General features: G+C 44.6%; 18 protein-coding genes. 17 read left to right on the top strand and 1 reads right to left on the bottom strand.

Annotated elements, in window-relative coordinates; translation table 11 throughout:
* Positions 1-8: 8 nt before the first annotated feature.
* From ytfJ to V756_RS0110280, 10 genes are all read left to right on the top strand, one after another.
* Positions 9-464: a GerW family sporulation protein gene (gene ytfJ / locus V756_RS0110325; RefSeq protein ID WP_003223504.1), complete on the top strand. Its 456-nt coding sequence runs from the start codon at positions 9-11 to the stop codon at positions 462-464.
* A gap of 108 nt (positions 465-572) precedes the next feature.
* On the top strand, positions 573-1,076 hold the full coding sequence (gene tpx, locus V756_RS0110320) for a thiol peroxidase (RefSeq protein ID WP_024714598.1): 504 nt from the start codon (positions 573-575) through the stop codon (positions 1,074-1,076).
* A 60-nt stretch (positions 1,077-1,136) separates the two neighbouring features.
* Positions 1,137-2,123 carry a class I SAM-dependent methyltransferase gene (locus tag V756_RS0110315; protein WP_024714597.1) on the top strand — a complete coding sequence of 329 codons (987 nt, stop codon included), beginning with the start codon at positions 1,137-1,139 and terminating at the stop codon, positions 2,121-2,123.
* Positions 2,124-2,470: 347 nt separating this feature from the next.
* On the top strand, positions 2,471-3,658 hold the full coding sequence (locus V756_RS0110310; RefSeq protein ID WP_024714596.1) for an acetate kinase: 1,188 nt from the start codon (positions 2,471-2,473) through the stop codon (positions 3,656-3,658).
* Positions 3,659-3,742: 84 nt separating this feature from the next.
* A complete protein-coding gene (locus V756_RS0110305; RefSeq protein ID WP_024714595.1) occupies positions 3,743-4,255 on the top strand; it encodes a MogA/MoaB family molybdenum cofactor biosynthesis protein in 513 nt (170 codons plus the stop codon).
* Between the two features lie 169 nt (positions 4,256-4,424).
* Positions 4,425-5,636 carry an argininosuccinate synthase gene (locus V756_RS0110300; RefSeq protein ID WP_024714594.1) on the top strand — a complete coding sequence of 404 codons (1,212 nt, stop codon included), beginning with the start codon at positions 4,425-4,427 and terminating at the stop codon, positions 5,634-5,636.
* Entirely contained in the window at positions 5,633-7,018 is a 1,386-nt protein-coding gene (gene argH, locus V756_RS0110295) for an argininosuccinate lyase (RefSeq protein ID WP_024714593.1), read from the top strand. Before V756_RS0110300 ends, argH begins: the two co-directional genes overlap by 4 nt.
* 64 nt (positions 7,019-7,082) lie before the next feature.
* Entirely contained in the window at positions 7,083-7,214 is a 132-nt protein-coding gene (locus tag V756_RS1000000124400; RefSeq protein ID WP_032682079.1) for a hypothetical protein, read from the top strand.
* A 124-nt stretch (positions 7,215-7,338) separates the two neighbouring features.
* Positions 7,339-8,106, top strand: a complete 768-nt coding sequence (locus V756_RS0110285; protein ID WP_024714592.1) for an SDR family oxidoreductase — start codon at positions 7,339-7,341, stop codon at positions 8,104-8,106.
* 61 nt (positions 8,107-8,167) lie between these two features.
* Entirely contained in the window at positions 8,168-8,851 is a 684-nt protein-coding gene (locus V756_RS0110280; RefSeq protein ID WP_024714591.1) for a metal-dependent hydrolase, read from the top strand.
* Between the two features lie 82 nt (positions 8,852-8,933).
* Here the strand turns inward: V756_RS0110280 and V756_RS0110275 are convergent, their stop codons facing one another.
* Entirely contained in the window at positions 8,934-9,872 is a 939-nt protein-coding gene (locus V756_RS0110275) for a LysR family transcriptional regulator (RefSeq protein WP_024714590.1), read from the bottom strand.
* 152 nt (positions 9,873-10,024) lie between these two features.
* On the opposite strand from V756_RS0110275, the gene V756_RS0110270 reads away from it, so the two are divergent.
* The 7 genes from V756_RS0110270 to V756_RS0110240 are packed head-to-tail and all read left to right on the top strand — an operon-like array spanning position 10,025 to position 15,462.
* On the top strand, positions 10,025-10,561 hold the full coding sequence (locus V756_RS0110270; RefSeq protein ID WP_024714589.1) for a GNAT family N-acetyltransferase: 537 nt from the start codon (positions 10,025-10,027) through the stop codon (positions 10,559-10,561).
* 13 nt (positions 10,562-10,574) lie between these two features.
* On the top strand, positions 10,575-11,381 hold the full coding sequence (locus tag V756_RS0110265; RefSeq protein ID WP_024714588.1) for an amino acid ABC transporter substrate-binding protein: 807 nt from the start codon (positions 10,575-10,577) through the stop codon (positions 11,379-11,381).
* A gap of 13 nt (positions 11,382-11,394) precedes the next feature.
* On the top strand, positions 11,395-12,207 hold the full coding sequence (locus V756_RS0110260; protein ID WP_024714587.1) for an amino acid ABC transporter substrate-binding protein: 813 nt from the start codon (positions 11,395-11,397) through the stop codon (positions 12,205-12,207).
* 21 nt (positions 12,208-12,228) lie between these two features.
* On the top strand, positions 12,229-12,948 hold the full coding sequence (gene tcyL, locus V756_RS0110255) for a sulfur-containing amino acid ABC transporter permease TcyL (RefSeq protein WP_024714586.1): 720 nt from the start codon (positions 12,229-12,231) through the stop codon (positions 12,946-12,948).
* A 29-nt stretch (positions 12,949-12,977) separates the two neighbouring features.
* Entirely contained in the window at positions 12,978-13,682 is a 705-nt protein-coding gene (locus V756_RS0110250; RefSeq protein WP_024714585.1) for an amino acid ABC transporter permease, read from the top strand.
* Positions 13,682-14,461, top strand: coding sequence for a sulfur-containing amino-acid ABC transporter ATP-binding protein TcyN (gene tcyN / locus V756_RS0110245; RefSeq protein ID WP_024714584.1), 780 nt, complete (start codon positions 13,682-13,684; stop codon positions 14,459-14,461). The genes V756_RS0110250 and tcyN overlap by 1 nt, the downstream gene beginning before the upstream one ends.
* Positions 14,458-15,462, top strand: coding sequence for an LLM class flavin-dependent oxidoreductase (locus tag V756_RS0110240; protein WP_024714583.1), 1,005 nt, complete (start codon positions 14,458-14,460; stop codon positions 15,460-15,462). The genes tcyN and V756_RS0110240 overlap by 4 nt, the downstream gene beginning before the upstream one ends.
* The last annotated feature ends 4 nt before the right edge of the window (positions 15,463-15,466 follow it).

Below are 15,466 nucleotides of genomic sequence, written 5' to 3'. Positions count from 1 at the left end.
AAGCGTATATGGCAGACCATCCCATCCAAGGGTTAATGAAAACCGCTATGGAAAACTTGAAAGAAATGATTGATGTTAACACCATCATCGGAGATCCGGTTGAAACGCCGGATGGAAGCGTGATTTTAACTGTTTCTAAAGTTGGCTTCGGATTCGCCGCAGGCGGGAGCGAGTTTGGCGGAAAGCCGGCTGAAAAGAAATCGGAAGACGATGAGACAAGAGAACAGAAACTTCCTTTCGGAGGCGGAAGCGGGGGCGGTGTGTCCATTACGCCGATCGCGTTTTTAATTGTCGGATCGACCGGTATCAGAATGCTTCACTTAGATGAAAATACCCACTTAATTGAGAAAATTTTAGACGCAGCCCCTCAAACACTAGAACGCATTCAGCAAATGTTTAAGAAAAATAACAAGAACCAAGGCCAGGGCCAAAATCAAAACCAAATGAACAATATGAATTATTAAAGAAGGTTAACTGCGCCGGCCGCAGTTAACTTTTTTTTGGCATAAACTTTGCAGTTTACAAGAAACTTTACTATGATAGAGACATACATACAAAAGGGAGGAATTATAATGGCTGAAATTACATTTAAAGGCGGTCCGGTTACACTCGTCGGACAAGAAGTGAAAGTAGGAGACCAAGCTCCTGATTTCACAGTGCTGACTAACAGCCTCGAAGAAAAATCGTTAGCTGATATGAAAGGAAAGGTAACGATTATTTCTGTTATCCCTTCAATTGATACAGGTGTTTGTGATGCGCAAACACGCCGTTTTAACGAAGAAGCTGCAAAGCTTGGAGACGTCAACGTCTACACAATCAGTGCGGACCTTCCATTTGCACAAGCTCGCTGGTGCGGTGCTAACGGAATTGACAAAGTGGAAACACTGTCTGACCACAAAGATATGTCATTTGGCGAAGCGTTCGGTGTGTATATTAAAGAACTTCGTCTGCTTGCGCGTTCCGTATTTGTCCTTGATGAGAACGGAAAAGTCGTTTACGCTGAATATGTAAGCGAAGCAACAAACCACCCGAACTATGAAAAGCCAATTGAGGCTGCCAAAGCATTAGTGAAGTAAGCAGGGAAAAAAGCTCCAGGCTGCCGCCGGAGCTTTTTTCATGGCAAGGAGGAATACAAGATGCAAAAAGACCATATAGGCGCGGTTTATGAGCTGTTAAACGAAGCCGCGATCATCATAAAGAATGAATGGCAAATTTCATATATAGAGGCACTGGCTGAAGCGGGAGAAATGTATTTTCTTGAAAAAACGGATCAGCTGAAACTTTCTGATGAGAAAAACAAACAGCTTCAGGTGCTGCTTGAAAAAGCGGAATTCGGCACGTATGAGAGCGAGTGGGTGCGCAAAGCTTTTCAGCTTGCCGTCCTAAAAGGACTGAAAGATATATCTCATCCGAACAGACAAATGACGCCGGACACGATCGGGCTCTTCATCAGTTATTTGGTGAATAAGTTTATGGCGGACAAAAAGGAACTGACGGTTCTTGATCCGGCTGTCGGAACGGGGAACCTTCTGTTCACCGTGCTGAATCAGCTGTCTGAAAAAACGGCGAACAGCTATGGGATTGAAATTGATGACGTGCTCTTGAAGATCGCGTATGCCCAAGCGAACCTTTTTAAAAAGGAACTTGAGCTTTTCCATCAGGACAGCCTTGAGCCGCTGTTTATCGATCCAGTGGACACGGTCATATGCGATTTGCCGGTCGGCTATTATCCGAATGATGAAGGAGCAGAAGCGTTTGAGCTCAAAGCGGACGAAGGCCATTCCTTCGCCCATCATCTGTTTATTGAACAGAGCGTCAAGCATACCAAAGCGGGCGGCTACTTATTTTTTATGATCCCGAATCATTTGTTTGAAAGCTCCCAAAGCGACAAGCTGAAACAGTTTTTCAAAGAAAAGGTTCATATCAACGCCCTGTTGCAGCTGCCAAAATCCATTTTTAAAGACGAGGCTCATGCCAAAAGCATCCTTGTGCTTCAGAAAAAAGGAGAGGAGACGAAAGCGCCGAGCCAAATTCTGCTTGCGAATCTTCCGTCTTTCTCCAATCAGAAGGCGATGCTCGATATGATGGCTCAATTGGATGAGTGGTTTAAAAAAGAAAAATAGGGTCCAATAGCAGCTTAGGCAGCCGTCAGAAGATGGATGCTTAAGCTGTTTTTTTATTGTGCGCGCAAAGAGCGGACCGACGAATTGAATACGGCTCTGAAACACAAAATACAGAAAGAATAACCGCAACATGTAAGCGTTCGTCAATACGAAAACGATAGGTGATATGTCTGAAAATAACGACTTCTTATTGTAAGCGTTATCAATACGTAAGTTCGACTTGAAATGCCGACATGACAATGTTTAAATGGAAAAGTCAGATATTTTTCGGAGAAGAGGAAGACATTTACCGGGAAAAAAGTACGAAAAACGAAGTTGTTGATACAGAGTATAAAGGAGCGTCAATCATGTCCAAAATTATTGCAATTAACGCAGGAAGCTCGTCTTTGAAATTTCAGCTTTTCGAAATGCCTTCAGAAACCGTTTTAACGAAGGGTTTAGTTGAACGAATTGGTATCGCTGACAGCGTCTTCACGATTTCTGTAAACGGCGAAAAAAATACAGAAGTAACTGATATTCCGGATCATGCGGTAGCTGTTAAAATGCTGCTGAACAAGTTAACGGAATTCGGCATTATTAAAGATTTGAACGAAATTGACGGAATCGGCCACCGTGTCGTGCACGGCGGGGAAAAATTCAGCGATTCTGTTTTATTAACGGATGAAACGATTAATGAAATTGAAGATATTGCTGAATTGGCACCGCTTCACAACCCGGCCAATATAGTTGGAATTAAAGCGTTCAAAGAAGTGCTTCCAAATGTTCCTGCGGTAGCTGTTTTTGATACGGCATTCCACCAAACAATGCCTGAACAGTCTTACCTGTACAGCCTGCCGTATGAATACTATGAAAAATTCGGCATCCGTAAATACGGCTTCCATGGCACTTCACATAAGTATGTGACTGAGCGCGCGGCAGAGCTTCTCGGCCGTCCGTTAAAAGACTTACGCCTGATTTCCTGCCATCTTGGAAACGGCGCGAGTATTGCCGCTGTTGAAGGCGGAAAATCGATTGATACATCTATGGGCTTTACACCGCTTGCCGGTGTGGCAATGGGTACACGCTCCGGAAACATCGACCCTGCCCTTATCCCATACATCATGGAGAAAACAGGCCAAACGGCTGACGAAGTATTGAATACTTTAAACAAAAAAAGCGGGCTGCTCGGCATCTCCGGTTTCTCAAGCGATCTTCGTGACATCGTTGAAGCAACAAAAGAAGGAAATGAGCGTGCGGAAACTGCACTTGAAGTCTTTGCAAGCAGAATCCACAAATACATCGGTTCTTACGCTGCGAGAATGAGCGGTGTAGACGCGATCATCTTTACTGCCGGTATCGGTGAAAACAGTGTGGAAGTCAGAGAGCGCGTCCTTCGCGGCTTAGAATTCATGGGCGTATACTGGGACCCTGCGCTTAACAACGTGCGCGGCGAAGAAGCTTTCATCAGCTATCCGCATTCTCCGGTTAAAGTCATCATCATTCCGACTGATGAAGAAGTCATGATTGCGCGCGACGTTGTCCGTTTAGCTAAATAAATCGCATGAAAGCACATTCTCTTGAATGTGCTTTTTTGTTCATGCATTATAGTGACAGACAGAAAAAATAAAAGAGGTGGATCGATGAGCGTTCAAGAACATAAACAAGAAGCGCCCGATACCGTTCGGTGCAAAGTGATCACAGTCAGTGACACGAGGACGGAGGAAACCGATAAAAGCGGCAAGCTGATGATCTCGTTTTTAGAAGATGCAGGTCATCACATTGCGGCATATGAAATCATAAAAGATGAAAAGGATGCTCTGCAGCGTGCTGTGCTTGCGGGATGCATGGATGAACAGACAGACGCGGTACTCTTAAACGGGGGGACAGGCATAGCAAATCGGGATGTCACAATCGAAGCCGTTACGCCGCTGTTTTCGAAAGAACTGCCCGGCTTTGGTGAAATATTCAGGATGCTGAGTTATACAGAGGATATCGGCTCTGCCGCGATCATGTCGAGAGCCGTTGCTGGCGTCATCCAGCATACAGCTGTTTTCTCAACGCCGGGCTCAAGCGGCGCGGTAAAGCTGGCAATGGATAAGCTGATTATACCCGAACTTGCACATGTGGTCAGAGAAATCAGAAAAGACAAGTAAATGAATAAATACTACGAAACTTCACCTGGAAATTTAGGTGGAGTTTTTTTTATAAAAGGCTTGAAAAAAAGAAACGTACTTGTTAAAGTGTATACATACAAAATGTATTTTTATTAAATATAATTTATTTTTATACAAAAAGATACACGGTTGAGAGGAGATTTTTATGATGACAGAACAGAAAAAAGTCGTATTAGCATACTCAGGAGGTCTTGATACTTCCGTCGCAATAAAATGGCTTCAGGAGCAAGGATATAATGTAATCGCCTGCTGCCTGGATGTCGGTGAAGGAAAAGACTTGGCATTTGTTCAGCAGAAAGCGCTGGAAGTCGGCGCGACAAACTCCTACGTGATTGATGCGAAAGAAGAATTTGCACAGGACTACGCGCTAATCTCTTTGCAGGCCCACACAATGTATGAAGGAAAATATCCGCTCGTTTCAGCATTATCCCGGCCGCTGATTGCGAAAAAACTGGTTGAAATCGCGGAAAAAGAAGAAGCGCAGGCGATTGCGCATGGATGCACAGGGAAAGGTAATGACCAGGTTCGTTTCGAAGTCTCCATTAAATCATTAAATCCTGATCTAGAAGTCATCGCGCCGGTTCGCGAATGGCAGTGGTCACGTGAAGAAGAAATTGAATATGCGGCAAGCCGCGGCATTCCGATTCCGATCAATCTTGACAGCCCGTATTCTATCGATCAAAACCTGTGGGGACGCGCCAATGAGTGCGGCATTTTAGAAGATCCATGGGCGGCGCCGCCAGAAGGTGCATACGATTTAACAGCTCCGCTGGAAAAAACGCCGGACACGCCGGAAGTGATTGAAATTGCATTTGAACAAGGTGTGCCGGTCTCCATTGACGGCGTAGCTTACTCGCTTTCTGAACTGATTTTGAAGCTGAATGAAATGGCAGGCGCGCACGGTGTCGGACGAATCGACCACGTGGAAAATCGCCTTGTCGGCATTAAATCCCGGGAAGTATACGAATGTCCTGGTGCGATGACACTCATCAAAGCACATAAGGAACTGGAAGATTTAACTTTGGTGAAAGAGGTTGCACACTTTAAACCGATCATCGAGCAAAAAATGTCAGAAATCATTTACAACGGCTTATGGTTTTCACCGTTAAAAGACGCGCTGCACGCTTTCTTGAAAGAAACACAAAAGCATGTCACAGGCATTGTCCGCGTGAAACTGTTTAAAGGCCATGCAATTGTAGAAGGACGTAAATCAGAATACTCTCTATATGATGAAAAACTTGCAACATATACAAAAGACGATGCGTTTGATCACCATGCAGCAATCGGATTTATTGAGCTTTGGGGACTTCCGACAAAAGTGAACAGCATCGTGAAAAAGAAGGAGCAGATAAAAGCATGAAGAAGCTTTGGGGAGGCCGGTTTCAAAAGACACCGGAAAAGTGGGTCGACGAGTTCGGCGCGTCCATATCATTTGACCAACATTTAGTCACTGAAGACATTACAGGGTCTCTCGCACATGCTGCCATGCTGAAAAAATGCGGTATCCTGACAGCGGAAGAAGAGCTGAAAATCCGTGAGGGACTGAATGCTCTTCTGCAAAAGGCAGAGGAGGGCGCTTTGGAATTCTCAGTCGATTATGAAGATATTCATTTGAACATTGAAAAAATGCTCATTGACGAAATCGGCCCTCTCGGCGGCAAGCTGCATACCGGCAGAAGCCGGAATGACCAGGTGGCGACTGACATGCATTTATACTTAAAAAATCATGTCGGCCACATCATCGAGCTGATTGAGGCATTCCAAAGCGCGCTGATTGAAAAGGCGGAAGCGAATGTCGAAACGATTCTGCCGGGTTACACCCATCTGCAGCGGGCCCAGCCGATTTCATTTGCTCACCATCTGCTCGCATATTTTTGGATGCTTGAGCGAGACAAGGAGCGCTTTCAGGATTCAATGAAGCGGATTAATAAATCTCCGCTTGGGTGCGGCGCGCTCGCGGGAACAACCTTCCCAATCGACCGTGATTATTTAGCGGATTTGCTTGGCTTTGATTCCATTTATGAAAATAGTCTGGACGGCGTCAGCGACAGAGATTTCATTTTGGAGTTTTTAAGCAACAGCAGTATGCTGATGATGCACCTATCCCGCTTCTCCGAAGAAATTATTCTCTGGTGCTCTCAGGAGTTTAAATTCATCGAGCTTGACGATACGTATGCAACGGGAAGCAGCATGATGCCGCAAAAGAAAAACCCTGATATGGCAGAGCTGATCCGTGGAAAAACGGGACGCGTTTACGGCGATATGATGGGGCTGTTTACGATTATGAAAGGCCTTCCGCTCGCTTACAACAAAGACCTTCAAGAAGACAAAGAAGGCATGTTTGACACGGTGAAAACGGTTGAGGGAAGCCTTCAAATCTTCACAGGCATGATCCAAACGATGACTGTAAACAAAGACGTCATGAAGCAAGCGACGAAACAAGACTTTTCAAATGCGACGGAACTGGCCGATTATTTAGCGAAAAAAGGAATGCCGTTCAGAGAAGCGCATGAAGTGGTTGGAAAACTTGTGTACACATGCATTGAAAAAGGGATCTATTTAAGCGATATGCCATTTGGCGATTTTCAGCAGGCGAGTACGCTTTTCGAAGAAGACATTTACACGGTCTTAGATCCTTACCATGCAGTTGAAAAAAGAATGAGCGCCGGAGGCACCGGATTCAAACAGGTGGGGCAGGCACTTGAAAAAGCGAAAGCCTGCGTAGCAGCCGGAGTTTGTTAAAATTTCCTTCATAAAATCCAGTCATGATAGCCAACCTATCTCTATAATGATGGGAGGCAGAATGATGAAAAAAGAACCGGAACGCTATATTTATGATGAACAAGAAAGCCAGGAGACGACAAGGCTCATTTCAGAAGCATATCAAAGCGGTTATGTCGATATGCATGAACAAGAGCCTTCATCTTCTGCAGAATAAGCTGTCTATACAGGCAGCTTTTTTGTATGCCAAAGTGTAAAAAGTGATATTGCAGGGCTTTTATAGTAAAGTAGAAGAAGAAACACTTTATTGAAAGCGGCGACGTTGCTTGGGAGGTATTCATGTGCGACATGCTTTAATTACTGCCGGTTCGAAGGGTTTAGGCCGTAAAGTGACTGAGACGTTGCTTAGAAAAGGGTATTCAGTAACAGTCAATTACAGGCAGGACGAGGAGGCTGTCAGCCGCCTGAAGGAGGCCTGTCCTGATTGTCTTGACCGGCTGCAATTTGTAAAAGGTGATGTCACCAAAAAAGAAGATCTGCTGCGTATGGCAGAGGCTGCCTTTAACCGCTTTGGAAGGATCGACTTTTTAATTAACAACGCGGGACCGTACATATTTGAACGTAAAAAGTTAGCCGATTATACGGATGATGAATGGTACGGCATGCTTGAAGGAAATTTAAGCGCCGTCTTTCATTTGTTCAAAGCGGTAATTCCAATGATGAGAAAACAGCAATTCGGACGAATCATCACGTACGGATTCCAAGGTGCGGCGCACGCACCAGGCTGGCTTCATCGGTCGGCGTTTGGCGCTGCAAAAGTGGGTTTGGCTTCTTTGACGAAGACCATTGCCATCGAAGAAGCCGAATTCGGCATAACCGCGAACATGGTTTGCCCGGGGGACATTGTCGGCGACATGAAGGAAGCGTCGATAGAAGATGCCAGAAGGCGAATCGGCAAAGAAAAAACGCCGATAGGAAGATCCGGTACAGGTGAGGATATCGCCCGGATTATCGCTTTCTTGTGTGAGGAGAACTCAGACCTTGTGACAGGGACTGTCATTGAAGCTACCGGAGGCCTCAATGTCATTAATAAGAATCAAACAACATAAGTTTTTCAGCTTTTTAAAAAGGGAAAATAACAAATCAAAATCGCGTGACGAGGTGAAAATAATGAAAGTGACATATCACGGACATTCTGTAATCACAGTGCAAACGAAGGACCATCATATTATTTTTGATCCGTTTTTAACAGGGAATTCATTAGCAGATATAAAGCCGGAGGATGTAAAAGCAGACGTCATCTTATTGACGCACGGCCACAATGACCATGTCGGCGACACTGAGCAAATTGCCAAGCAAAACAACGCGCTGGTTGTAGCTCCGAACGAGCTCGCCGTGTACTTAGGCTGGAAAGGCTTGAATGTTCATCCCATGCATATCGGCGGCTCCCGCCAGTTCGATTTTGGAAAAGTGAAGCTCACACAAGCCTTTCACGGGTCAGCCGTCACAGATGAAGAAAACAAAACGATTACGTACACAGGTATGCCAGCCGGTATTTTGCTGACTGTCGAAGATAAAACGATTTTCCACGCAGGCGATACGGCTCTATTTTCTGACATGAAGCTGATTGGCGAATTGAATCATATTGATCTTGCTTTCCTGCCGATTGGCGATAACTTTACAATGGGGCCTGAAGACGCCAAGCTTGCTGCTGAATGGCTGCGAGCAAAACAGGTCGTGCCGGTGCATTACAATACTTTTCCGGTGATCGAACAAGACCCTGAGGCATTCGCTGACAGCCTGCCGGGCGGAGTCGGTAAAGTCATGGCGGCCGGTGAGACGATCGAGCTTTAAATGTGTGAAAACATCTCCTGATTCATCAGGAGATGTTTTTTGTTTTGAAAAAACGTACGGATAAGTCAGTGACAGTACCTTATTATCCCGTGATTGCTTTGTGAGGTTTTTCTTCCGGATCTCTTCTTAATTCTTTACTGCGCTGATGAAAATGTTTGGTCAGCCGATCGATTAAGTCTTTCGTTGCGGGGTCAAAATGATCTGCTTTTCGATTTGTTAACAGCCCTAAAGGCGGAGAAATATCCAGATTCAAAATAGGAATAACAGTAGTGCCGCTAAGCGGTTTAGAATGTGCGGTACTAGTAAAGATTGAAATCCCGATGTTTTCCCGTACGTAATATTCATGTGCCATGCTGCTTGTGAGCTCCATTTTTTTGTAACGATTGCCGAGTGCTTTATGTAAATGCTGTTCCATTTGGATGCGAATGGGGCAATTGGCGGGCGTAAATATAAAACATTCTCCTTCTAAATCAGATAAATGAACCGCTTTCTTCTGAGCGAGAGGATGTCGATCAGATACAATCACATTTAATGTGTCATAAAAAATGGGAAGATAGAAGTTTTCAAGAATCAATTCCGGCTCGCCGCAGACTGCAAAATCAATCGTTCCGTCTAAGAGCTTTTGACTGCACGTATTAGCGTCATCAACGTTGACATTAACGGTTATCTTCGGATAAGCCTTTAAGAACTCCTTTAAAATATCAGGGAATATCAAACTGGCAGTCGGCTCTGAAATTCCTATGTTAATAATGCCTGCCTCCTCTTCCTTTAAGTCGGAGAGGTTGTGTTTAAGCACCTCGTATTGAGTCAAAAGATCTCCTGTTCGTTCATAAAAAAGTTTCCCCGCTTTTGTCAGCTGCAGGTTTTTTCCCCTTTCAAACAGCTGCACGCCTAAATCCTGCTCTAATTGCTTCATACGCATGGATATCGTCGGCTGCGAGTAGTTCAGTATTTCCGCAGCTTTATAGAAGCTTCCGAATTTGACAATCGTGTGAAACGTTTTAATTGAGCGAAACTCCACTGTGCTCCCCCCTGTTTTTCATCATTAAAATTACTGAAGTGAAGGTTTACTTTTTTTGATTAGTCAAAGATAAAAGTATGCTTTATAGTATAAACAATAAAAGCTTAGTAAACAAATAGGAATTATGTATTTTATGAAGGAGAGTGCCGGAAATGAGTGAGGATATTTTTCGATTGGCAACTGTTGAAGATGCACCGGAGTTGTTGAATCTGGTAAACAGCGCTTTTTTGCCAGTTCGGCAGATGGATATTGATTGGCCTTCCACGAGGGCAGATATCCAGATGGTGTCAGAAAATATTGAAAATCATTCAGCAATCGTGCTGGAGCGGGATGGGAAGCTGATTTCAACGATTACCATCAGATTTCCATGGGAGAGTGAGAAGCCGCCTTCAAAATATCCATTTGTTTGGTGGTTTGCCACGCTGCCGGACTATAAAGGGCAAGGCGCAGGAAGTAAGCTTCTGACGCACGTTGAAGAAAATCTGCTTCGCGATATGCTGAAGGCGCCTGCGCTGACGCTCGGCACTTCTGCACGCAAACACCCTTGGCTTGCCGACATGTACAGAAGGAGAGGGTATGAAGTGTATTTTGAGCAGGAAAAAGACGGAGACATAGGTGTGATGATGCATAAGGTTTTGATTCCGGAACGATTTGACCCGGCGCTTTTAGGTGTGCCCAGCTGGGCGTAATGTGAGGCAGCCTATGAATAAGCGAATGGGACTGGTTTTGCTGCTGTCAGTGTTTGTGTTGCTTGACGGGTGCAGTTCATCAATAAGTAAAACAGATCGTCAGGTTCAAACAGTCATAGTCGGTACTGGAACGGATTTTCCGAATATTGCATTTTTAAATAAAAAAGGCGATTTGACCGGTTATGACATTGAAGTGATGAAAGCCATCGATAAAGAATTGCCGCAATATACATTTGAATTTAAAACGATGGATTTCGCAAATCTGCTGACGAGCCTCAGTAATAAAAAAATTGATGTGATCGCGCACAATATGGCCAAAAATAAAGAACGAGAAAAGCGTTTTTTATATCATAAAGTGCCTTATAACTATTCGCCAATGTACATCACGGTGAGAGAGGATCATAACAAGATTCATACATTAGAAGATTTGCATGGAAAAACCGTCATTGTCGGCGCCACATCAAATGCGGCCGAATATATAACGAATTACAACAAAACGCACGGCAATCCGATTCATCTGAAATACGCAGGACAGGGAAGCAATGACACTGCAAACCAAATTGAAACCGGTCGTGCCGATGCAACAATAGCAACACCGTTTGCCGTTGATTTTCAGAATAAAACGCACGCCTTCCGCCAAAAGACAGTCGGCGATGTGTTATTGGATACCGAGGTGTACTTTATGTTCAATAAAGGGAGCCAAACCTTGGCCGACGACACGGATCAAGCGATTAAAAAGCTGGAGAAAAACGGGACATTAAAAAAACTAAGCCGAAAATGGCTTGGTGCAGATTATTCAAAATCAAGCTTTGAACAATAAATGGGGCGATGAGATGAGAACAAAGGCAGCATTCATGACAATATTATGTTCACTTATGACGGTTCTGTCGGCTTGCAGCGCGGGCAATCAAACGACAGGGGCTGAGCAAAAGAAGGTACAGACAATCACGGTTGGGACTGGAACTCAATTTCCGAATATATGCTTTATCGATGATAAAGGCGAGTTAACGGGTTATGATGTCGAATTGATCAAAGAACTTGATAAACGTTTGCCAAATTATAAATTCACGTTTAAAACAATGGAATTTTCCAACCTGCTTGTCAGCCTTGGACAGCATAAAGTCGATATTGTGGCACACCAAATGGAGAAAAGCCAAGAGCGTGAGAAAAAATTTCTGTTCAATAAGGTAGCCTACAATCATTTTCCTCTTAAAATAACCGTGCTTCAAGATAACGATACGATTAACGGAATTGAAGATTTAAAAGGGAAACGGGTGATTACGAGCGCAACCTCCAACGGGGCGCTTGTACTGAAAAAATGGAATGAGGAAAATGGACGCCCATTTGAGATTGCCTATGAGGGACAAGGCGCGAATGAGACTGCGAATCAGCTGAAATCAGGGCGTGCCGACGCCACGATTTCAACGCCTTTTGCAGTAGACTTTCAAAACAAGACGAGTGCCATTAAAGAAAAAACGGTCGGTGACGTGCTTTCGAATGCCAAAGTGTATTTTATGTTTAACAAAAATGAACAAACGTTAAGTGACGATATTGATAAAGCCTTACAGGAAATCATTGATGACGGAACACTGAAAAATCTCAGCTTAAAATGGCTTGGTGACGACTATTCCAAGGAGCAGTATTAAGGAAAAAGAGAGGGAGCAGTGATGGAAAAAGCGTTTGATATCAACATGATTACAGATTTTGTGCCAACGCTAATCAGTTATTTGCCAGTTACATTAGAAATTCTGGCGCTGTCGTTGCTTTTCGGTTATATTTTGGGGCTTCTTTTGGCCCTGCCCCGGATTTACAACATTCCAATTGTGAGTCAATTGGCAAAAGTGTATATCTCGTTTTTCAGAGGAACGCCCATTATGGTGCAGCTTTTCATCGTGTTTTATGGAATTCCGGCGCTCACTGGGCTTATCGGGATAGATACATCAAAAATGGACCCGTTTTATGCTGCTGTTGCAACTTACGCGTTAAGCAACGCTGCTGCAGCCGCTGAAATCATTCGAGGTGGGGTGGGCAGTGTAGATAAAGGCCAAACGGAAGCGGCGTACAGTATCGGCCTTAGCGGAAGCCAAGCCTTCAGGCGCATCGTTCTGCCCCAGGCGCTTGTGCAGGCTTTTCCGAATATGGGAAACATGGTGATCAGTTCTTTAAAAGACACGTCTCTTGCTTTTTCAATAGGTGTCATGGATATGTCCGGAAGAGGTCAAACCCTGATCACTTCGAGCAATCATTCTCTTGAAGTGTACATTGCATTATCCGTTGTTTATTATGCCGTAGCGGTTTTATTCGAATGGTTTTTTAGAGTAGCCGAAAAACGTATCAAAAAAAATCAAACAAGACTTGTTACCGTTTTTGACATGAACATACATTGACGTAATTTTAGGGATGAGGGGGGAGAAGGTTGCCATTTGACTTTCCGTTTATTGCTTCCGCCATGAAAGAAATGATAAAGACCATTCCGCTGACATTGATAATGGCTGTTTTGCCGTTCGTGTTTGGATTTCTCGTGGCTCTTGTAAATATAATGGTCAGAATCTTTAGAATAAAGTGGTTGGTGGCTTGCTCAAGGTTTTATGTGTCATTCTTTCGAAGTACACCTGCAATTCTTCATATCATGCTGATTTATTTAGGGATACCGCCGATTGCAGATCAAATCAGCAGCTTTTTTCATATCGGCTGGTCCGCCAATGAAATACCGGTTGCCGTGTTTGTCATAATGGCTTTGTCTTTAACTGCCGGAGCTTATCTGACAGAGATCATCCGATCGGGCATTCTGGCGATGGATACCGGGCAGGTAGAAGCGGCTTATTCAGTCGGCCTGACACCGGGGCAAACCTTTCGCCGGGTGATATTGCCGCAGGCGCTGATGGTTTCTATACCAAACTTCACTAACTTAGGCATCGGCTTTTTGCATACAACCTCTATCGCAGCTATTGTGGCTGTTCCTGAAATAACAGGGACGGCGACCATCGTTGCTTCGGATAATTACGCTTTTCTGGAAGCTTTTATCGGAGCTGCAATGATTTATTGGATTCTGACTCTTATGATCGAAACCGTTAGCGGGATCCTCGAGAAAAGAACAGCCAAATTTCAAGGAGGCACATGATGATTGAGATTAAAAATATCCATAAACAGTTTGGCATCCACCATGTATTAAAAGGGATAAATCTCACAGTACGCAAGGGAGAGGTTGTGACCATTATCGGGCCGAGCGGATCAGGGAAAACCACCTTTTTACGCTGCTTGAACTTATTAGAACGGCCAGACGAAGGGGTTATTTCTTTACAAGACAAAGTCATTAATTGCAGCTATCCGTCCAAAAAAGATATTTACTGGCTTAGAAAACAGACCGCAATGGTGTTCCAGCAATATCATCTGTTTGCTCACAAAACGGTGATTGAAAATGTCATGGAAGGCTTGACGATCGCCAGGAAAATGAGAAAGCAAGACGCATATGCCGTAGCAGAGAATGAACTGATAAAGGTCGGGCTTCAAGACAAATTAAATGTTTATCCCAGTCAGTTATCGGGTGGACAAAAACAGAGAGTCGGAATAGCGAGGGCGCTTGCCATCCATCCGGATGTGCTGCTGTTTGATGAGCCGACGGCTGCGCTTGATCCGGAGCTGGTCGGCGAAGTTCTGGAAGTGATGCTGGAGATTGTAAAAACCGGTGCCACCATGATTGTTGTTACACATGAAATGGAATTCGCAAAAAGGGTCTCTGATCAAGTTGTTTTTATGGATGAAGGAGTCATAGTTGAACAGGGCACCCCGGAAGAAGTCTTCCGCTATACCAAAAAAGAAAGAACGAGACAGTTTCTCCGCCGCGTTTCGCCGGAATATTTATATGAACCAAAAGAATTCATAAAGGAGCCGGTGATATGATCCGCTTAAGTATTTTAGATCAAAGTTTGATTGGTGAAGGAGAGACAGCGGCTGATACACTGCAGCAAACGGTGAAATTGGCACAGATGGCTGAAGAGTATGGATATCACCGGTTTTGGGTGGCTGAACATCACAATAATGAAGAAATCGCAGGATCTGCGCCAGAGGTTCTTTTAGGTTATCTTGCCGCAAGTACAAAGAACATTCATTTAGCATCAGGCGGAGTGATGCTGCAGCATTACAGCCCCTACAAAGTGGCGGAGCAGTTTCATCTTCTGTCGGCATTAGCGCCCGGCCGTATAGCTCTCGGAGTGGGCAAAGCGCCCGGTGGGTTTCAGCTGTCAACCGACGCGCTGCAGGCCGAATTTGAAAAACCGGCGCGTCAGTTTGATGACAAACTGGAGGAACTTACTCATTTCATTCGAAATGATTTTCCTAATACCCACCGCTACGCGGCACTGCGTCCTGCTCCGCGGGTTGACCAGCAGCCTGGGATTTTTCTGCTGGGAGGAAGCGCGGAGAGTGCCATTTCGGCTGCCAAACTTGGAATCTCTTTTGTCTTTGCTTACTTTATCAACGGTGAAGAGGAAGTGCTGAAAGGAGCACGCCAAGCCTTTGACGCGCATCTGCCTCCAGGATCTGATGCTGAATTCCACCTTGCTCCCGCTGTTTTTGCGGCACATACGAAAGAAGAAGCGGAAAAACATATTGTGTCGCGTGAAACGATAAAGGTGGTTTTACAAGACGGGCGGAGAGTCAACGTCGGCTCCCGTCTACAGGCTGAGGCCTATCTTGAAAACGTCAGCCAGCCCTATGACATCATTGTGCAAAAAACCGGGGTGATTGCTGGAACGAAGGAAGAGGCTGCAGATGAGTTAAACCGTTTATCCGACACATACGGCATCAATGATTTTGTTATTTTTACACCGATGAAACATGCTGGCGAAAAACAGCTGTCTTACCAGCTGCTGAGCGATGCGGTTTTAGCCGCCAAACGTTAAAGGG

The organism is Bacillus tequilensis KCTC 13622 (genome assembly GCF_000507145.1).
Taxonomy (GTDB): Bacteria; Bacillota; Bacilli; order Bacillales; family Bacillaceae; genus Bacillus; species Bacillus tequilensis.
This window is presented reverse-complemented; position numbering and strand designations above follow the sequence as displayed.